This window comes from Microcoleus sp. CAWBG27 (assembly GCF_020883145.1).
Lineage (GTDB): Bacteria > Cyanobacteriota > Cyanobacteriia > Cyanobacteriales > Microcoleaceae > Microcoleus.
This window is the reverse complement of the sequence record NZ_JAHREU010000012.1, coordinates 105,227-124,874: the sequence shown is the minus strand read 5'-3', so window position 1 is coordinate 124,874 and position 19,648 is coordinate 105,227. Positions and strand designations below refer to the sequence as shown.

At 45.3% G+C, this 19,648-nt stretch carries 12 protein-coding genes; 4 read left to right on the top strand and 8 right to left on the bottom strand.

Annotation, left to right across the window (positions count from 1 at the left end):
• Positions 1 to 146: 146 nt before the first annotated feature.
• Complete coding sequence (locus QZ938_RS09765; RefSeq protein ID WP_293153336.1) at positions 147 to 719, bottom strand: Uma2 family endonuclease; 573 nt, start codon at positions 717 to 719, stop codon at positions 147 to 149.
• A 344-nt stretch (positions 720 to 1,063) separates the two neighbouring features.
• Between QZ938_RS09765 and QZ938_RS09760 the strand changes: the two genes are divergently transcribed.
• The 3 genes from QZ938_RS09760 (at position 1,064) to QZ938_RS09750 (ending at position 4,526) form a co-directional block, all read left to right on the top strand.
• On the top strand, positions 1,064 to 2,629 hold the full coding sequence (locus QZ938_RS09760) for a branched-chain amino acid ABC transporter permease (protein WP_293351116.1): 1,566 nt from the start codon (positions 1,064 to 1,066) through the stop codon (positions 2,627 to 2,629).
• A 92-nt stretch (positions 2,630 to 2,721) separates the two neighbouring features.
• Entirely contained in the window at positions 2,722 to 3,564 is an 843-nt protein-coding gene (locus tag QZ938_RS09755; protein ID WP_293153256.1) for a class I SAM-dependent methyltransferase, read from the top strand.
• Between the two features lie 182 nt (positions 3,565 to 3,746).
• Positions 3,747 to 4,526, top strand: coding sequence for an ABC transporter ATP-binding protein (locus QZ938_RS09750; protein WP_293153258.1), 780 nt, complete (start codon positions 3,747 to 3,749; stop codon positions 4,524 to 4,526).
• Positions 4,527 to 4,709: 183 nt separating this feature from the next.
• Here the strand turns inward: QZ938_RS09750 and QZ938_RS09745 are convergent, their stop codons facing one another.
• Positions 4,710 to 5,543: a PEP-CTERM sorting domain-containing protein gene (locus tag QZ938_RS09745; protein ID WP_293153260.1), complete on the bottom strand. Its 834-nt coding sequence runs from the start codon at positions 5,541 to 5,543 to the stop codon at positions 4,710 to 4,712.
• A 420-nt stretch (positions 5,544 to 5,963) separates the two neighbouring features.
• Here QZ938_RS09745 and QZ938_RS09740 point away from each other — a divergent pair, with 420 nt between their 5' ends.
• On the top strand, positions 5,964 to 6,671 hold the full coding sequence (locus tag QZ938_RS09740; RefSeq protein ID WP_293153262.1) for an ABC transporter ATP-binding protein: 708 nt from the start codon (positions 5,964 to 5,966) through the stop codon (positions 6,669 to 6,671).
• A gap of 150 nt (positions 6,672 to 6,821) precedes the next feature.
• Here the strand turns inward: QZ938_RS09740 and QZ938_RS09735 are convergent, their stop codons facing one another.
• The 6 genes from QZ938_RS09735 to folE all read right to left on the bottom strand — a co-directional run bounded on the left by QZ938_RS09735 (position 6,822) and on the right by folE (position 19,571).
• Positions 6,822 to 12,326, bottom strand: coding sequence for a response regulator (locus tag QZ938_RS09735; protein ID WP_293351112.1), 5,505 nt, complete (start codon positions 12,324 to 12,326; stop codon positions 6,822 to 6,824).
• 523 nt (positions 12,327 to 12,849) lie between these two features.
• Complete coding sequence (locus QZ938_RS09730) at positions 12,850 to 14,313, bottom strand: hypothetical protein (RefSeq protein WP_293351110.1); 1,464 nt, start codon at positions 14,311 to 14,313, stop codon at positions 12,850 to 12,852.
• 33 nt (positions 14,314 to 14,346) lie between these two features.
• A complete protein-coding gene (locus tag QZ938_RS09725) occupies positions 14,347 to 15,639 on the bottom strand; it encodes a glycosyltransferase family 39 protein (RefSeq protein ID WP_293351104.1) in 1,293 nt (430 codons plus the stop codon).
• Between the two features lie 1,689 nt (positions 15,640 to 17,328).
• Entirely contained in the window at positions 17,329 to 18,363 is a 1,035-nt protein-coding gene (gene hemB / locus QZ938_RS09720; RefSeq protein WP_293351099.1) for a porphobilinogen synthase, read from the bottom strand.
• Positions 18,364 to 18,396: 33 nt separating this feature from the next.
• Entirely contained in the window at positions 18,397 to 18,756 is a 360-nt protein-coding gene (gene hisI, locus QZ938_RS09715; RefSeq protein WP_293153272.1) for a phosphoribosyl-AMP cyclohydrolase, read from the bottom strand.
• A gap of 164 nt (positions 18,757 to 18,920) precedes the next feature.
• The gene (folE, locus tag QZ938_RS09710) at positions 18,921 to 19,571 is read right to left on the bottom strand and encodes a GTP cyclohydrolase I FolE (RefSeq protein WP_293153275.1); all 651 of its coding nucleotides are present in this window, start codon (positions 19,569 to 19,571) and stop codon (positions 18,921 to 18,923) included.
• Positions 19,572 to 19,648: the final 77 nt, after the last annotated feature.

Genomic DNA, 19,648 nt, shown 5'->3' with positions numbered 1-19,648 from the left:
TCAAGTTATATTAAACATCAAAAATAGTTCGCGGTCGTGCTAATTTATGTTACTGAAAAATACTTAATGTGTCGATCGATACAACTAAAGGTTTATTTGTATGTGTAAAATAGCACTTCTCAATTGAGTGCGATACAGTAGCCCCATTAAATATTCCCTGGTTTCAACCAGCCAAAAACTTCGCCTAAAGTCAACTGCATTTCCGGCATAAATTCGGGAAGTGGCAGTATATCTGTCGGTTCTTGCAATGAAATCGGCTGCTGCTTTGCGGGATAAGCTAAAATGTTTTTTTCATCGGGATCGAGCAACCAACCCATCTGACAACCGGCATTCAAACAATGCAAAATATTGTTTGTGACTTTGGTTTGGCTTTGGCCAGGGGACAAAATTTCTATTGTCCAATCTGGGTGAGCATTAAATGTATTGGCAATTTCGCCGTCAGCATCTAAGGGAATACGATTCCAAACAAAAATCGCGACATCGGGAACAATAGAACGTCCGCCAAAGGTGCAGCGAAGTTCTGGTAGGGCTAGGGCAATTTGCTGTTTTTCTCCGATCTCGTTGGCGACTGTGACGAGTCTGGCTTGTAGTTTACTGTGTTTTCCTTTTGGCATAGGTTTTTGTAAAATGGCACCGTTGATGTATTCGCTAGCGGGTTTGGTTTCTGGCAGTTGCAAAAACTCGTCCAGGGTGATAGTTTTTTGAAGAGCTTGTACCATATCGCGATCGCCCGTTGAAGTGTGTTGCGGTAACAGTTCCAGTATATTGCAAATTTCGTCGCTTTTGGTGCAATAATCAAACTCAAAAGACTCTAAACTGTACCTAGTGCGATCGCCAGTTCCCAAAACCAGCAGTCGATCGTATTGGTTGAGGCAGAAGTTTTGTACTCATACCATGTCCGCTCCATTACCATAATAAAAAAGGTTCGTAGTGAGGACTTTAGTCCTTCGACTATAAGGACTGAAGTCCTCACTACAAACTCATCCGATTGCGGTCATTCGACCGGATTTGATATCACTCCCTCTTCCTTCTTCCTTCTTCCTTCTTCCCTCTTCCTTCTTCTATGTCAAACAAAATAATCCAAGCAATTAAATCGAGCGGTATATTAGGCGCGATCGCCTCTTTGACAGTCCTCCTATTCGGCGGTTGGAGCGGCACCGTCATCGGCTGGCTGATGGGCACAGCCGCAGGCTTTATGGCTGGTCAGGAACAGAAGGTTAACAACCCGAAAATGGGTGCGACAATTGGCAGTTTAGCCGGATTGGGATTGGGAGTTTGGCTGTTAGTTGCTAGCGTGGTCGAAGGGGTTTTAGTTAGACCTTTTTCGGGTCAGTCTGCGGTGGATTTGCCGACTACTTTACTGCACGGAATTTGCAGTTTGACGATCGCAATTTTGACAGCTACGTTAATGGGCGCTTTGCAGGGTTTGCAGGGAGAACGCCAGCGACAGGCGACTCTGGTAACATTAGCTTTTATCTTAATTCTGTTTCCGTTTATCGATCTTCAAGCTAAAACAGGCTGGATTGCTACGGTAGTACAGATTCAAATCTTTATTATGTTGGCGCTGGGTTTGAATATTACTGTGGGTTTTGCGGGCTTGTTGGATTTGGGATATGCGGCGTTTTTTGCGATCGGCGCTTACACCACGGCTTTGCTATCTTCCGGGCAGATAAATATTGCTTGGAATTTTTGGGTGGTTTTGCCGATCGCCGCTGGTGTCGCTGGCCTATCGGGCGTCATCCTGGGTATTCCCACACTACGACTCAAGGGCGATTATTTGGCGATCGTCACCCTCGGCTTTGGCGAAATTATCCCGGTGGTATTTAGGAATTTAACCGCGATTCGCATCGACGAACCAGTCTCGAAGATTGTGGCTTCGCTGTTGGGTAAGCCGGAATTGGTGTTATGTCTCGTTGGGTGCGATCGACCTTTCAACCTCACCGGCGGCGAAGCGGGCATAAACCCGATCTGGCGTCCATCTCTCCCCATCGTCGGCACATTCAGCACCGGTAACTACTTTCCCTGGTACTACCTAATTTTGCTGCTAGTTGTCTTCGCATATTTCATGATTTCGCGGCTGCAAGATTCCCGTTTGGGAAGGGCATGGAATGCCATGCGCGAAGATGAATTAGCGGCGAGTGCGATGGGCATTAACCTCGTCAAAACCAAACTTTCGGCTTTTGCAATGGGAGCGACATTTTCGGGGTTTGCAGGCGCATTTTACGCAGCTTATATCAGCGCCATTTTTCCCAGCGTCTTCGATTTCTCAGTCTCCGTCATCATCCTGTGCATGGTGATTTTAGGCGGTTTGGGCAACATGACAGGCGTGATTTTGGGCGGTATCATTATCATGTCTGCCGATCGGCTTTATCTACCCCAACTCGCCCAAGTCCTCAAAGGTTTTATGAATACTTTTGTGTTGCCGAGAATAGCAATTCCGCAGTTAGCAGACTTTCTCGCCACCAGTTTAGACCCGATTCAAATGCGTTTATTTCTCTTCGGTTTAACTTTAGTTGTGATGATGATCGTGCGGCCGGAAGGGCTGATTCCCGATAAAATTCATCAAGCAGAATTGCATGATGATGCTGAGGCGAGCAATCAGACTTTAGCAGATGCGAGAAATCAATAGATCCATCCAATAATTCTTGTGGAACAGGCCGAAAAGCCTGTTCAAGAAAGGACTTTCTGGAAATATCTAATAGTTAAGGGGGAAAATGAGCAATGAGTAAGAATGTAACAGGAACTGCTTTTATCGTTGCAGAATTTAGAGCAGAAGAAAATGCAGAAACTGCTCCTCTTTACACCGACAATGTAGTCAAAATTTGGCTGAATGAGGAAACAAAAGAAATCGCTGCTAAAATAGCTCAAAACTCTCCAGCCGCGAAAGAAATGGTTAAGCTGCGGACTAAATATTTTGATGATGTTTTGTCAAATCAAATTTTAGGAGGTTGCAAGCAAGTAGTGATTTTAGGCTCCGGGTTGGATACTCGCGCTGCGAGAATTAATGGAGAAAAAGCTACTTATTTTGAAATAGACGATAGCGCTACGCTACAATTAAAAGCAGAAACTCTCAAAGCCAACAAAGTCAAGGCAAATGTTCGCTACATTCCCGGCGATTACGTAAAAGACGGTTTAATCTCCTTGCTGAAACAGAGCGAATTTGATTTTGAGCTGCCGACATATTTTTTGTGGGAAGGTAACACTACCTTGCTCGCAAAAAAAGATGTAATATTTGTATTAGAACAAATTCGCGACAATGTGAAGAGCTTTCGATTGTCTTTTGATTATATGTCGGAAAAGGTGATTTTAAGGACAACGGGCTACCAAGATATCAATGATTACATAGATAAATACGAAAGTATGTATGCACCGTGGATTACTGGGTTTGACCAAATTCCCACTTTAGCTGACGAACTCAATCTCAAACTTATTGAGAACTTTTCGACGGCAGATTTGCACGCACAATATCGCCCTCTCCGTTCGCTGGAATCTAATCTTTTTAAGTTCTATTTTGTTTGTACGTTAGAGAATATGTCCGACAATAGACTTGAATTGCAAAAATAGCGAGGACGATGCTCGGAGCAACGTCCCACAAAAATCTTTTTTTATTTTGGGATGGGCTTCTAGCCAGTCCGAAAACTTGACAAAAAGGACTGTTGCAATCTTGTATAATCTTCCAAGTTAATTTGCGAGGGTGAGAGTACAAGCTCGCACTGCAATATAATATATTAGGAAACACGACCAAAATGTCACTATTAGAAGCACAGCAACTTACAATGCGATTCGGCGGCTTGACTGCGGTAAATCAAGTCAGCTTAACTTTGGAAAAAGGCTCGATCGCCAGTTTGATCGGCCCCAACGGTGCTGGCAAAACCACATTTTTTAATATGCTGACGGGCATCTACAAACCGAGTGCGGGCCAGTTGGTACTGGAAAATAAAAATATCACCGGTTTAGCACCCGATCGCCTCACAACCTTCGGCATTGCTAGAACTTTCCAAAATATTCGATTGTTTAACAACATGACCGTGTTGGATAATATTTTAGTAGGCAGACACTGCCGTTTAAAAGCTGGTTTGTTGGGCGCAATCCTCCGCCCTCCGACTGTGAATTCGGAGGAACGGGAAGCTAAAATAAAAGCGCTGACTATGCTAGATTTTGTCGGTTTGGGCGTGAAGAAAGCGCCGGAGTTGGCAAAAAACCTTTCCTACGGCGACCAGCGCAGATTGGAAATTGCGAGGGCTTTGGCATCTGATCCAAAAGTTTTGCTTTTGGATGAACCGACTGCGGGAATGAATCCGAATGAAACGGCCGATTTGACTCGCTTTATTTACCGGATTCGGGATGAGTTGGATTTGAGTATTTTGCTGATCGAACACGATATGAAAGTGGTGATGGGAATTAGCGATCGCGTGAGTGTAATGGAGTACGGTACTAAAATTGCTGAGGGAACTCCGGCAGAAGTTCGCGCAAATCCTCGCGTGATTGAGGCATATTTGGGAAAAGAAGAAGATGCCATTGGATAATAGTTAGAACTCAATTGCAACAATAATTAGGACGGGCTAGAAGCCCATCCCACAAGAAAAAAATTGTGGGATGGGCTTCTAGCCCGTCCCAAAATTTGATTAAAAGGACTTTTGCAATCTTGTCTAGTGAGGTGTACACTGCGTATCCTACGGATTGATCTTCGGGGGTTTTCCCTAAACTTTTTATTGAACTTCAGATAATTTATTCTTGAGTTTTCGTGCTCTAGCAAACAAGCCTAAAAATATTGCAGCACCCAATACAGTGCTCGGTTCGGGAACGGCTTGTGGTTCTGCCTCTGCTTCTGCGATATTGTTCTTAACTTCTACTAATCTTAAGTTAGTGGCGCTGTCGAATGTCCGCGAATACACCCCAGAAGTATAGAGGAGGCTTTCTGCTCTACTTCCTTCCTCCATAAAATTAAAATTGACTTTTGTGGGATGAAAGTTGTTGCTGGCGGACAAATTAAAATAACTTCCCCCAGAAGAGTCTAAAAAGCTGACAAGTTCAAAGGAGTCTAAGAGAATGTTACTAACAGTGTTAATCAACCCGAAAAATATATTTCCACTGGCTCGGGCGCGTTCGGATTGGCTGTTGTCAACTGATGTCAAAACATTTAAAACTGTCTGGAAATTGAAGGAAAAAGTTTCTTGGGCATCTATCTCGAAGTCGCCGATAACTGTTGCTTGGCTTTCGGCTAAACCTGCATAGTTGCTGCCGCTACCTGTGACTTGACTCTTCGAGAGATTTGCTGCGAGCAATTCGTGACAGTTAGAGATAAATACTGCCTCAGCGTTGGCTTCGCTAATCACAACACCTTTGTTAGTTATCGCCAAGGTATTAGTATTAGTAGATCTACTTGTATCTGTCGGTCTTTGACTGAATGTGTCAATGCTTACTTCGGCCGCAGAACCTGCTATTGTGGCAGCATTGCTGGGCGCTATACCTACTGTCAAACCGGTTACTAAAGGAGTTACTAATAAAAATGCGATTGCTCCGGTGCTGTGATTGAATTTCATGGTGAATCTCCTTAAATTTGCCAAATTTTATGGGTTGTTATCTTCGTAATTACTAGCTGTTGATTTCCCTTACGTATTCATACTATCTCTTTACTTAGACATGGTTGTAAAGTTACTGTCAAGAAATCGTTTGTTTGATTAAAAGTTCTGTAAAGTTGGCGACAAAAACTTCTGGTAGTCCTGTTTTCTTCAATGATGCAATTCGATGCAATCCCCTCTGCATAAGGATCGATCGCCGGAAAATTCTTACTTCTGCACCACTACCCAATTTCTAAAACTGTATGGTATTCGATCGCTCGCTGGGTATTTATTTAAGTAAAAATGCTGTCTACTATAAAAAAAGTTAATTTTCAATAAATGCAATAAAAATTTATAATGAGTCGGGATAATATAACAAAGGACAAAGCAGAAAGACTAATTATGCTAGAAATCAAAGACATACATACCTACTACGGAAATATCCACGCTCTCAAAGGAGTATCGCTAACTGTCTCGCAGGGAGAAGTTGTGACTTTAATTGGTAGCAACGGGGCGGGGAAAACTACCACTCTCCGCACGATTCAAGGATTGCTGCGCCCGCGCAGCGGCACTGTATTATTTGAGGGTAAGCCTTTGGAATCGCTGTCTACAGAGGCGATCGTCCGTTTGGGCATTTCTCAAAGCCCGGAAGGAAGGTTGATTTTTCCGCGCATGACGGTGCAAGAAAACCTGGAAATGGGTGCTTATCTACGCAACGATACTCTCGGTATCAAGTCGGATATGGAAAAAGCTTTAAATTTATTTCCCCGTTTGCGAGAAAGAATCAGTCAAAAAGGGGGCACTCTCAGTGGGGGTGAGCAGCAAATGCTGTCGATCGGCCGCGCTTTGATGTCGCGCCCCCGTTTGTTATTGTTGGATGAGCCGAGTATGGGCTTGGCGCCGATGTTAGTCAGTCAAATTTTTGCGATCGTCCGCGATATTAATGCGGGCGGAACTACTATTTTATTGGTGGAACAAAACGCTCGCATGGCTTTGAGTGTAGCCCACCGCGGCTATGTGATCCAAACTGGTGAGGTTGTAGTCGCTGGTAGTGCTAGCGATTTGCAGTCAAATGAAACTGTTCGCAAAGCTTATTTAGGTGAAAGTTAAATGTGGGGATTGGGGATTGGGGCATGGGGCATGGGGCATGGGGCATTGGGCATTGGGCATTGGTTATTGGGAATTGGGAATTGGTTATTGGTTATTGAAACTGACAAATAACAAATAATAACCAACAAATAACAAGTAACAACCAACAAATTAGCCCATTTGCGATCGCAAATTCCCCGTTTTCAATTCCGTCTCAAAAGCCGATCGCACCTTTTCCCACTCGGCTTCGGCTTCCAACAGGCGATCGCGCGCCGCCCTCGCATCAAAAATCTGTTCCCCTCCAGACTCAACCGCCACGCGGCCCATCAACTCCAACTCTTTGCATACTTCCGAAAAAGACACTGCTCCTAAATTGGCGCTGCTTGACTTGAGCGTGTGAGAAGCCAGCTTCAAACTGTCAGCATCTCCCAGAAAAATAGCTTCCTTAATTGTTTCTAAATGCTGCTGTGCATCTAACAAATATATCTTAATCAACTCCCCCAAAAAATCTGGATCGTCATCATCGTCTAGCTCGCGGAGATTGTGCAAAACCTCAAAATTAATCGGAGAATTTGCTGGCGGTTGAACGATCGAATGTTTAGTAACATGACTGCCATTTTGATCGGAAATATCTGGATTTTTTGGCTCAGTAACGGCATTCAATTCATCCCGACGCAGAGGTTGGCACTTGCTGAGGGCGAGGGCCAACTCTTCCCGGCGCACCGGCTTAGTAATATAATCGTCCATACCCGCTTCCAGACACTTTTCGCGATCGCCCTGCATGGCATTAGCCGTCATCGCAATAATTCTCGGCTTCTTGTGGGCTGGCCATTCCCCACATATGCGGCGCGTCGTTTCCAAACCGTCCATCTCCGGCATCTGCACGTCCATCAGCACAACATCGTAAGATTGTCGCTTCAAGGCCTCCAAAACCTCCAAGCCATTAGCGGCAATATCCGCCCGATATCCTATCCTGTCGAGCAAATGGGTAGCGACTTTTTGATTCACCACATTGTCTTCTGCCAACAAAATCCGAATCTGACTGGAATTACTTGGATCGTGTGGGGCAGAATTGCTCGGAACCTGCCTTAAAACCGCAGGAGTCCGCTGCACGCGGTGCTGTTCTTGAGAATTTTCAAAATACTTCAATCCCGAAGTCAAAGTCGCCACATTTGAAAGTTCTCCCTTGCTGCTTCTACCGGCAACATATCCAAAAACTTGCAGCAATACATTATAAAACTGGGACTGTTTTAGAGGCTTAGTTAAAAACGCCGAAAAATGTACTTCTGTAGTTTCAAGTTTTTTCCAAACTTCTGCCTTGCTCAAATAAGTAAACAGCACCAAAGGTAGCGTAACTTTGCGAGGACTTTTAACTTTGATGACATTCGGATTTAACGCGTCGCCACTAGACAAATTGCTAAGCTCAAATTTCCGAATCTCTACAGCCAAAGACACGCCGTCCATATCTGGTAGATTCATCGCCAAAATAGCCAAATCGATCGCCGAGTTTCCTTTGATGATTTCCAAAGCCTCAGCGCCTGAAGTTACAGCCACGGGTATCATGCCCCAAGCCTCAGCTTGCCGGATCAAAACTTGCCGGTTAATGGCATGATTCTCGGCAATTAACAAACGCTTCCCAACAGTAAATTCCGGTTTTTTTTCTTCAGCCGCGTTTTGATTAGCTTCAGCAATCACAGTGAAATAAAAAATCGAACCGGAACCCGATATCGACGGTGCAGAAAATCCCGCAGGTGGGGTTCCTGCCGTACTTTGTCCGATCGCAGAAACAGCAGGGTGAGACTTAGAAGTGCCCGGAGCAACCTGGCTGACAACCCACGTTTTACCGCCCATCATATCGCTCAAACGTTGGCTGATAGCCAATCCCAACCCAGTCCCGCCGTAATGTCGCGTTGTCGAGGCGTCTACCTGCGAAAAAGCTTTAAACAGGCGATCGATCCTGTCTGGCGGAATGCCAATGCCCGTATCTTGGACACCAAATTGAATCTCGTACAGTCTCCTAGCTGCCAAATTTTCCTGTTTAATTGCTAGCGGTTGTGGCGCTAGAATATTGCTGATTTCCGGCGAACTATTAGCAGGTAATTGTTCAATTTCCCGAGCCGTACAGCAGACAACAATTTCTCCAGACTCGGTAAATTTAACTGCATTTCCCAGCAGATTTACTAAGATTTGGCGCAGCCTTGTGACATCTCCTAAAATATTTTTGGGAACAGAATCATCAATAAAATAAGCCAACTCTAAACCTTTTTCCGACGCTCTAGGAGCTAGCAATTCCAGAGATTCTTCTATACAGTTTTGCAGATCGAAGGGGCTGCGTTCCAAATCCATTTTACCCGATTCAATCTTAGAAAAGTCGAGGATATCGTTAATAATAGTTAGCAAAGCATCGCCACTGGTGCGAATTGTCTCGACAAAATCCCGCTGTTCTGGAGTTAGTTGCATATCCAGCAGCAAACCCGTCATCCCGATTACCGCATTCATCGGAGTGCGGATTTCGTGACTCATAGTTGCTAAAAATTCGCTCTTAGCTCTGTTAGCTACTTCGGCCGCTTCTCGCGCTTGCTCCAAAGCTTCATTTTGCTCTGCCAACTGTCGCTGGCGCTGAACTTCTGTTTCTAAGAGTAGTGCTTGAGCTAAGGTAATTCCGACTTGAGCGGCAACATCTTCTAACAATTCAATTTCGTCGGGAGTCCACTGGCGAGTTGCATCGCACTGGTGCAAAGTAATAATTCCATTCGGTTCTCCTTGATAGGAAGTGCGAACTGCCAACATAGATTTTAATCCGATGCGGCGGCACATTGGTACGGAAGATTCGAGCAAAGGATCGGCAAACACGTCGGGAGATGCCAGGGCTATATCTTCTGCGAGTAGTTTTTCGGTATAGGGGTTGTAAGTGACAGAAAGTTCTAAATCCAAGGCCGATTCGTGACCTGGTTCTAGGTATTCTGCGACGCAAGGAAGGTGGGGATAAGGTTGGGAAAGATAGGTGTGAATTGTGCAGCGATTGACGCCGAATACGCGGCCGATTTGGGTGGCGGTAGTCTGAAAAATTTCTTGAGTGTCTAAGGTCGATCGCACTTTTTGAGTAATTTGTTTGAGCAGCAAGACGCGCTGGTACTGTCGCTGCAAAGTTCGCTCTCGCTCTTCCCTGGCAATTTCTGCGCCGATGTAATTGCCCATCAGCTTTAAAATTTCAAAATTCAGCGGTTTTAAAGGAGATTTAGGGGTGCGGGAAGTAAAGCTCAAGGTGCCAAAAACTCGCCCTTGGACTATTACCCTGGTGCCGACAAAAGCCTCCAACCTCCGCACGGCGTAAGCGGGATGCTGCTTCCACTGAGTAGTGCCGGCTGATTCGATCGAAATAGGTTCGATCGATCGCAAAACCTCTCGCTCGAAGGTTCTGCTTAAAGAAAAACCGTCTCCTTTCGCAAATCCGAAGGGAAAATCTTGCGGTACGTAGGCCGCGAGCACTTCGTAGCGATCGCCCAAAACCCTGCCCAACAGCCCGATATCCATCCCAAACTGACTGCAACCCATTGCCAGCAACCGGGCCGTTCGCTCGTCAAAAGAGCCGGACGAGCCTACCATTACCTCGTAGAGCGATCGAATTGCCCGCTCGCTTTCCCGCAGTTCCTCAACTCCTTCAACGCGGTTGCAGACATCGTGCAAAGTCCCTAAAATTCCCAGTATTTCACCTTGGGAATTCAGCCGTACTTGGGCAAATATTTCAACTGAAACAAAGCCTGAATCAATCTGAATTCCCAATTCGTTTTTGCCAGATTCTAACTTGTATTTAAATCGCAGTTCTCGCCGATAAAATTCCGAATTACCAGACAGTAAAGACTCCAATAACTTTGCACAATGCGGGCGCTCATCTGGATGCACCCAATCTAAAAAATTAGTTGTCAAACTTTCAGCCACCGAAAAACCTGTAATTTCAGTCCAAGCGCGGTTGAGAAATGTCCAAATCCCCGCCGCATCCATCTGGAAAATTACTGTTGCTTTCAAAGCATCAAATACTTGGAATTCCTCGACGCCATCGGAGTGTTTGAGTTCTAACTGCTGGTTTGGAGTAATATCTGTATGAGTTCCGACTACCCGCAGCGGTTTGCCGGTAGCGCTGCGTAAAACTTGACCTCGATTCAGCACCCAGACAGTGGTGCCGTCTTTGCAGTACATTCGATATTCTGCTGCAAAATCCGCTGTTTTTTGTGCGAAGTGATCTTCTAAAGCTGCCTTTACTCCGTCAATGTCGTCTCGGTGAATGCGACTCCACCATTCCGATCGCCGATTCGAGATTTCCCCTTCTTTGTAGCCGAGCATTTCTTGCCATCGCGCCGAATAAAAAAATTCATCTGTTTCGAGATTCCAATCCCAAATCCCCTGATTGTTGACGGTAGCGGGGAGATTTGGGGGCTGCGCGACGCTAATGTTTTGAGCAATTTCTGCATCTGGGTAGGGATTGGCTGCCGGAATTTGTATTTGGGCCAAGAGTTTTTTGTACTGCGCGTTGCTAGATTCTAGCTGGCGCTGCAAAGCGAGCAAGCCTGAATGCAGAGATTTTGAGTCCAGTGCTTGTAACAGGATAGTTTGAGGATTGACAATCCCGATCGGGTGATTGCTGTCGTTGATGACTAATAGAGGTAACTGGCAGTAGTGTTTTTGCAGCAGGGTGATGGCTGCTTCCAGGCTAGAGTGCGATCGTACCAGGGCTGGCGAACTGCTGCAAATCGCTCCTGCTTTAATTCTGCTAGAGTCTCTCCCCGTGGCTTGCAACTGCACGATGTCCCGCGAACTTACCACCCCAACCAGTTTGTGGAGGTTGGGATTTGTAAATTTGGCATTTTGAGCTGCACCATTCGAGTTTGGTTCCGGGGTTTCAGTGATTAATACATAGCTAACATTGTGTCGGAACATCAGTTGCGCCAAATAGCGAACTGAAGCAGTAGCCGGAGCGTGAATAATTCGCGAGGCTGCGATTTGAGGGATTTGATCGAGTTTAATTAAATTTGCGGGGATCTCTAATTTCGGATGTAAAATTGGCAGTGGCGGAGGAAATGGCAAGGGCGAAGCAGGTGGCAAAGGGCTGCTAATTGGTTGTGGCGATTCCCCAATTTCCTGCAACAGTTCTACCAAGCTTTGAGAGCTAATTAAACCGACAAGTTCTTCTGTGTCGCTAACGACTGGTAAATGCCCGATCAGGTGTTTGTCTAGCAGATTGGCTAAGGCAAAAAAGTCGGGAATTTCCGATTCTCGGGCTACAGTGACGGTTCTGATCATGATTTGCTCGATCGCAAATCCCCTCAAAGCAGCGCCGATCGAATTTAGCTGTACGACATCCCGCGCTGTAAAAATCCCCAGCACCATCTGGCCACCGGTATCGTCGGCTTTTGAGCCGTTGAGGCCGTTGAGACTGAGCCTGTTAGCACCTGCGTGTAGCGCGCGCGGTAGGCCTTTGTAGAAACCTAACTGTTCCCGCGACTGCGGGGAAGTCCCGTTGGTGGGATTTCCCAGTTGAAAATTTCCGCGCGGTTCTACCACAAGGACGTAACTGGCTCCTGTGCTGCTCATCAGCTCGATCGCCTCTTCTACGGGCGTCCCAGGGGTGACGGTGAGGGGATGGCGGTTAATTACCTGACTGAGAGAGGGAATAAACATCAGCGGGCATAAAAGTGATATTTGTTTAAAAAACCCGATCGTCGCAAGCAGCAGGTTGATTGAGAGGCTTTGCGCGCGAGGTTACTGTGCGCGATCAAAGTTTCTGTAAGATTAAAATCACCCCTACTATCAGCATCTTGGCATTAAAAATTAATTCCGTGCCAAATCTTGACAATTTATAGGTGCTGAAAGTCAGAACCAATGTTATCTAGCAGAGGGAGGACACAAAGACTGGCAGGCAATTCCTCACGTCACCTAACTGCTGCGGGTTTACGAGCTAGAATTTCTGCGATGTCTAGACTTCGGCTACCTTCTCGCGCTCAAGGGAATTCTCGATCGGATTCTGTTTGAGGCAAGATAGTTACACGCTACCAATTTACCAGCGACAGGAGGGGAATCACAACACGATTTAGATATTTCAACTGTCTAATTAAGGGCTCGAGGGTTCGAGGGCACAAAATAAATAATTGCGATCGTAACTAATTCTATCTTATCCCAATTCTGAACTCCGAGAATTTGACATTCAATTCGGGCGATCCTCTTCGAGGGCTGCGCTAACGAACTTGATGAGAATAGCACTGTTCCCCGGCACCAAAAAAGTCGCCTTACCACCCTTCAGGGTCAAGCTGCCAACAACCTCATCCATTGACTTCAAACTAAACTCCCGCACCGTCCCATTACCAGCTTCGATTAAAGCTGAAATATCGGCACGAACAGTATAAGATTTTGCTCGATCGTTGACAGCCAGCAAGTAAACATTCTTACTAGAATCGAGAGTTGCAACTGCCATTAAATCGGAACTATTAGCGATCGGAAAAAAGCTAGCCCTACCGCCTTGTAAAGCCCGAATTCCCATCCGCAAAGCATAGTAGCTCGCGCGCCGTTTTCCCCCGTCCCCCAGCAAACCTTCCGCCAGTGCCGGCTTTCCCCAGTCGTACAAACAGAATATGTGACTCCCGTAAATATAATTATCCCCCGGTTGGGAACCTCGGATCAAATTTTTAATCAAACTTAAAGCTAAAGGGAAATCGTTATAGCTAATTTGATAACTTCCCCATTCTCCCACCCAAACCTCTGAGTTAGCACGGACTGTCCCCTTCATCCAGCCGCGCACTTTGCGGGTGTAGTTAGAAATATCTGCATCGTAATTGTGGAAGTTGACAGTATCGAAATAATTAGGAATTTCTCGCAAAGCCTCAGCCGGCCAATTGCTACCACCTACGCTTGTCGGGCTGTGGATGCGGTAAGCGCGATCGGGCAAATAATTTTTGTACACAAAGTCGATCGCATCTTTGGTCACTTTCACCAACTCAAAATAGTCAGCCATAGTTCCACCCCAACCCTGTATGCGGTAGTCCGGTTCGTTGTGAATTTCCCAATCATCAACGCGGTAATCGTTGCGTACATTCAACCAATAAACCGTAGCAAACACGTGTTCCCACCACTCGTTCCAATCTTCTTTTGTGCGGGGCGGATTCAGTTGCAGCGCCCAAGACGGATTCCAGTCACCATCAACATTACGAATACTCACAACCGGGCGAATCTTAGCCTGTTTGAGAGCATTAAAAATAGTCCTAGCATTGCCTTCCCAAACTTTACCACGTTCTCCCGACCACGAATAATCGCTACCCCGGGGCGGATCGGTCATAATTTTATCCCAATGCGCCCAATTAATAATATTTGGATTTGCCTTAATTTGGGAGATTTCCGGCCAGCCGTATTTACCGTCATCGTCTTCCGGTTCCCATCGAGACATCCCGCCGTAAATGCGGTATGTATTAATTCCCAAATCTTGCAAATCTTTGAGATCAAAGTTAATATTGCCCTCGACTGCACCGATGTAGCGAGTGCTGACACCCGCAGCAGTACCGGAGAATTTAATTGTTGCGATGTTTTGAGCAAAAGTTGTTGTTGGGCCCAACAACTCTATGCCGATGGCAATTAAAAGGGCGAGGGTGAAATTCCGAATTATAGTTTTTGATAACACTGGGTTAATAACTAAGGACTAACTGCCTAAGACCTACTGACTAATTAACTTCAACCGACGCTGAATCTGCCCGGCCGCCGCCGCAATTACGATCGCCAAAATCGGGTGCAGTGGCTCGCTGTGGCGAACTTCTGCATAAGTGAGCGCATGAATCAAAGTAAAATAGCCGCAGACTGCCAGCAGTGGCAAAAACTCCCGCCAGCGATGTCGCAAAACTATCATGCCCAAAGCCGCAAAGACAGGTAAAATTCGCGACATTAAAATGCCGACAATCCGTTGCGGCGAAAAGAATGGCCGCATTGCCTCTACATTAAACATAGCGCGATAGGGCCAGTCATTTATAGGGTTTCCCAACCACAAATAAACTGCCTTTTGCAAACAATACCAGAGATACACACCAGGATCGCGGAGGATTGAAGCGATCGCCCGTTTGGTAAAATAGCGATCGCCCTCAATGGTAAAAACATCGTGTCCGCCATTCCGAGCCGGATTGAGTTCTTCCTGCCAAATTTGAAGGATATGGCGTTTTGGCAGTTGTTCGTAGGCAAAATGATAAAACTCTGGGCTTCCTTGCCACAGCAGCCCCGTAGAAACACTGTAAATCAAAAAAGTCTTGTGAGTTCGATAATTGTGGTAAGTCCAAGGTGTGGTAATGATGATAATTGCGCCCAAATAAGCAACAAACAAAGCAATCTTGCGCTTAAAAGACCATTGGCGCGGCATCAATAGTGGCACAATTACCGGAAGCAACATCGCTGTCGGCCGACAAAGATTCGTAATTGCCAACAACCCACCTGCTAATGAAAAATTTTGCCACTGCGGCTGTTCCAATGCTCGCAGCAAACCCAGTATTGTTAAAATCATTAAAGGCGCGTATAAAATCTCTGTTTGCAGCAGCCTGACATGAAGAATCAGGGAGGGATGTAGCGCAGTTAATCCAGCGGCTACTAAGGAACTTTGAGGGCCAGTAAAACGCCGTGCCAGGATAAAAGTTAGGGGTATGATTGTCGCCCCCAAAAAAGCTTGTACGTAGACTACAGATGCAGGAGAACGACCAAAAAATGTATAACATCCAGCTATGAAAAATGGATAAACTGGTGTGCGGCCCGCCCACTCAAAAAAATGACCCTTCAGCAACCAGTATGCCAAACCCTCATAGCCCGGTTCATCGCCTGTGAGACGGGCGGGAGTATCGGGGAGAGTTTGGTTGGTGCGCCACGCCAAATAGAGCCGGAATGCCATTCCCAGCAGCGTCAGACCAACCAGGGCCAAGACAATTATGCGGTCATTTCTTTGCTGCTGCGTTGCGGAGATATCTGGTGTCATCAAAACTGACTGCAAAAATTTGATTGTTTCCTCTCAATTTTTTAGGTTGGGAATGTCAAAAATTATATCGTTTCAGATACATTTTTTTCGACAAGTGATATTTTTCACGCCATGTCCGACCATTCCAGCGGACGATCGCATCAGGAGACTGGCGAGTCAGGGTTTCGCCGATTCCCTACGGGATAGCTTGGCACGCGCGTAATTTCCGGTTGCAACACCGATTGCAGGGAAGTTTGTTGCGATTTAGAACTAATAGTACCCGTAGCAGCGATCGAACTAAGGAGCGCAAATTAAATAATTTACACTCTTGAAAGTGGGATCGGCCAGAAGAACCAGTCCAGAAAGGAGGGGCTATAAAGGCCCATCCCACAAGAACGATCAAATTATAAGTTATTTAATTCTCATTCCTAACTGCAAGACTTGCGAAAATTTAACCCAGTTTCAGAGGCTGGCACGGTTTTACATTCATGGCGTTTATTGAAAATAATAGTTAAAAGCTAGTTGCGAGCAAGATTTAAAGCCAAACTTGTCAACCAGCTAGTTTTCTTCAACACTTCTTAATGAGTTATAGTGACATCATTCTTATTAAGAAGATGAATAATAAGCAGACTGTAACAGTAAAGAGAGCATCTCAGTTTTGATTTTATAGTGCTGTCCCCGCTCGCGAGCTATCGAATACTCGCGAACTCTTAAGCTCGGACTGTAAAGAAATTGCTTTTTTTCATTCATTGAGATGCTCCCACAGTAAAAGCATTACATTGAAGTAATTTTAGATATTGGCAGTATTCAATAAGAATTAAAAGCCATAAATTAGTTGATTTTAATTAGCAATAAGTCTAGAAGCTATAGCGGATCTAGTTCCCCTATTCGCGGACGTTGTTGGGCTTGGACTCTCTTGGCTTAAGTGGTTATATAAGCTGTCAGTTATACCTCATATTTTTGAGAAAGGCTATACATCCTCTAGATTAATTGGAGCAACACAATTAAACATAATTACAGATACGTGATTCTTCCAGTCTTTTGACTGAGAAGATAAATCGAGCTTGTTAGAGAAAGGGCTGCTTGCGATCTATGCGATCGACATTACTTTCTGATATTGACATAGCTTGACCCGCAGATAGCCCTTGTGAAAACTAAAAAAATCGCTTGCAGGAAAACTCACTTATAAATCAATACGGTTCACTTAAGATAAGTAGATGGGTGTAAATAAATCGGTTCATGTAACAGAACGTAAAGCAACCGTAACCCCTGCGTTGGCGAAGCCGCCCTGAAAGGGCTAGGGCTTATGCTTCGCTTCACTTCGTTTCGCTCTCTTCGGACATACTTGTGTATTTTCATACTCATCTACTTAGTCATTGCGAGGAACGAAGCAATCTCCGTATCTATTTTAAATAGGGTTTTACCCCCAGGGCGGTCTTAAGTAAACCGTATTGACTTATAAATTAGATACGTTTGCCTCGCGGCTGAAGGCGATTCCGACAACTTAAATTTGTCCACACTGATATTTTGTACTCGTCCCTATGGATGAGGAAATACCTAGAAAATATCTGCGTTTATCTGCCTTTATCTGCGCTTTAAAATACAGCAGATTCCATATTGATGAAGTATACCCCCGCTCGATCGAGCCTTCTATGGAGACTCTAAAAGCCGTGTCCTTACACTTCATAAACTTGGAATACGCTATATCTCTTATTTCAACATCAAAGCAACTTCCTTCGCAAAATAAGTCAAAATCAAATCGGCACCCGCCCGTTTGATACTCGTCAAAGTCTCCAAAATAATCCGATTTTCATCAATCCAACCTAACTTTCCAGCAGCTTTGATCATTGCGTATTCGCCGCTGACATTGTAAGCAGCTACGGGCAAATTAGTTGCTTCGCGCACTTGGCAGATAATATCGAGATAAGCCAAAGCAGGTTTTACCATCACAATATCTGCACCTTCTGCGATATCTAAAGCAACTTCTTTCAGCGCTTCTCGTGCATTAGCTGCATCCATTTGATAAGTCTTTTTGTCTCCAAACTTTGGGGCAGAATCGAGGGCATCCCGAAACGGGCCATAATAAGCAGAGGCATATTTTGCCGAATAAGCCAGGATTCCTGTATCGATATATCCTGCTGTATCTAAGGCTTTGCGAATTGCGCCGATTCTGCCGTCCATCATGTCGGAAGGTGCGACCATATCCGCACCAGCATCAGCTTGAGAAACTGCCATTTTTACTAAAACTTCAACAGTCGGATCGTTGAGAATTTTACCAGTTTCGTCAACTAAACCGTCGTGTCCGTGTGAAGTGAAAGGGTCGAGGGCTACGTCGGTAATTACTACTATTTCGGGAATGTTTTGTTTGATGGCTTTGACTGTTTGTTGCACCAATCCTTCTGGGTTGTAGCTTTCGGTGCCGGTGTCGTCTTTTTTGGTTTCTGAGATTACTGGAAAAAGGGCGATCGCACAAATTCCCAAATTCCAACATTCAGCGATTTCTGTTAGCAATAAATCCAGCGAATAGCGATAACAACCGGGCATCGAAGCAATCTCAACTTTTTGCCCTTCTCCTTCCATCACAAACATCGGATAGATGAGGTCGTCAACAGTCAGGTGATTTTCTCGTACCATGCGTCGCAAACCGGGTGTGCGGCGGAGGCGGCGGGGACGGATGGTTGTGAGGGAGGGATTGCGATCGTTTAAAGTGGGTACGGCGGACTCGACGTTATTTGCGGATGACATAGGAACTGGCTGCAATAATAATGATTATCATTATTATTGCATTGTTGCGCGAAGCGGTAGCGCCACGGAATTGAAAAAACAACTCCTCACGCCTGTGTGACAAGCTATTTCACCAATCTGTTCTATTTTGAGCAGAATAGTATCGGCGTCGCAGTCGTAAAATATTTGTTTGACTTTTTGGATGTGCCCGGATGTCGCGCCTTTGTGCCAAAATTCCGATCGCGATCGGCTCCAATAGTATGCTTCTCCTGTAGCTAGAGTCTGCTTAATTGACTGTTTGTTCATCCACGCCATCATTAAAATAGTACCGTCTCGATCGTCCTGGGCGATCGCCGGAATCAAACCTCGATCGTTAAATTTTAAAGCTTCAATCCACAAATATTTTTGATCCATATTCAATTTACAGTTGTATTTCCTCAAGTAAGATTTTTTTTAACCGCAGAGAGCGCAGAGAGCGCAGAGGGAGGAAAGGGAAAGAGAGAAATATGGTAATGCAATATGACTCTCTTTTCTTTGATTTATCCTGCAAAGAGGCAATTTTTTGTAGACAATTCTAGCTAGTGAAAGCTTGATTTGTGAGCGATTAAACTCATGAATTCTTGACGAGTTCTGGAATCTTCAGCAAACACTCCCCGCATCGCTGAAGTCGCAGTCCAAGAACCTGGTTTTTGCACGCCGCGCATTACCATACACATATGGGTTGCTTCAATTACAACTGCTACACCTTGAGGTTTTAGCAATCCTTGCAGTGCATCCGCAATTTGTGCAGTTAAGCGTTCTTGTACTTGCAATCTGCGGCCGTACATTTCACAAATTCGAGCAATTTTTGACAGTCCAATTACTTTCCCGTTGGGAATGTACGCAACGTGTGCTTTGCCAATTATTGGCAGGATGTGGTGTTCGCAGGAACTGAAAATATCAATGTCCCGCACTAACACCATTTCGTTAGCATTTTCTGTGAATACTGCTCCGTTGAGCAGTTCGTCGAGAGATTGACGATAACCTCCAGTTAGAAACTGCAAGGCTTTGACAACTCGTTTCGGTGTATCTCGCAACCCTTCGCGGTCTGGGTCTTCTCCCAATCCTAGCAGCAATGTACGCACTGCTTGCCTCATTTCTTCATCTGAGACTGGAGGTTGAGATTGGGTAGGAATTGATGACACTACACCATTGGGAGAAGTCAATTCTGGACGAGTAGATAAAGTCATGCTTGCAGTTTGTGAAAATGTTTAACAGTGGCTGTGGACTTTTATTTGCTATCTGATTATAACAAGATTCACAAAAT

Excerpts from the sequence above, each read along its gene's own strand:
- QZ938_RS09765 (WP_293153336.1), bottom strand. The coding sequence starts at position 719 with ATGGTACAAGCTCTTCAAAAAACTATCACCCTGGACGAGTTTTTGCAA.
- QZ938_RS09760 (WP_293351116.1), top strand. The coding sequence starts at position 1,064 with ATGTCAAACAAAATAATCCAAGCAATTAAATCGAGCGGTATATTAGGC.
- QZ938_RS09755 (WP_293153256.1), top strand. The coding sequence starts at position 2,722 with ATGAGTAAGAATGTAACAGGAACTGCTTTTATCGTTGCAGAATTTAGA.
- QZ938_RS09750 (WP_293153258.1), top strand. The coding sequence starts at position 3,747 with ATGTCACTATTAGAAGCACAGCAACTTACAATGCGATTCGGCGGCTTG.
- QZ938_RS09745 (WP_293153260.1), bottom strand. The coding sequence starts at position 5,543 with ATGAAATTCAATCACAGCACCGGAGCAATCGCATTTTTATTAGTAACT.
- QZ938_RS09740 (WP_293153262.1), top strand. The coding sequence starts at position 5,964 with ATGCTAGAAATCAAAGACATACATACCTACTACGGAAATATCCACGCT.
- QZ938_RS09735 (WP_293351112.1), bottom strand. The coding sequence starts at position 12,326 with ATGTTTATTCCCTCTCTCAGTCAGGTAATTAACCGCCATCCCCTCACC.
- QZ938_RS09725 (WP_293351104.1), bottom strand. The coding sequence starts at position 15,639 with ATGACACCAGATATCTCCGCAACGCAGCAGCAAAGAAATGACCGCATA.
- hemB (WP_293351099.1), bottom strand. The coding sequence starts at position 18,363 with ATGTCATCCGCAAATAACGTCGAGTCCGCCGTACCCACTTTAAACGAT.
- hisI (WP_293153272.1), bottom strand. The coding sequence starts at position 18,756 with ATGGATCAAAAATATTTGTGGATTGAAGCTTTAAAATTTAACGATCGA.
- folE (WP_293153275.1), bottom strand. The coding sequence starts at position 19,571 with ATGACTTTATCTACTCGTCCAGAATTGACTTCTCCCAATGGTGTAGTG.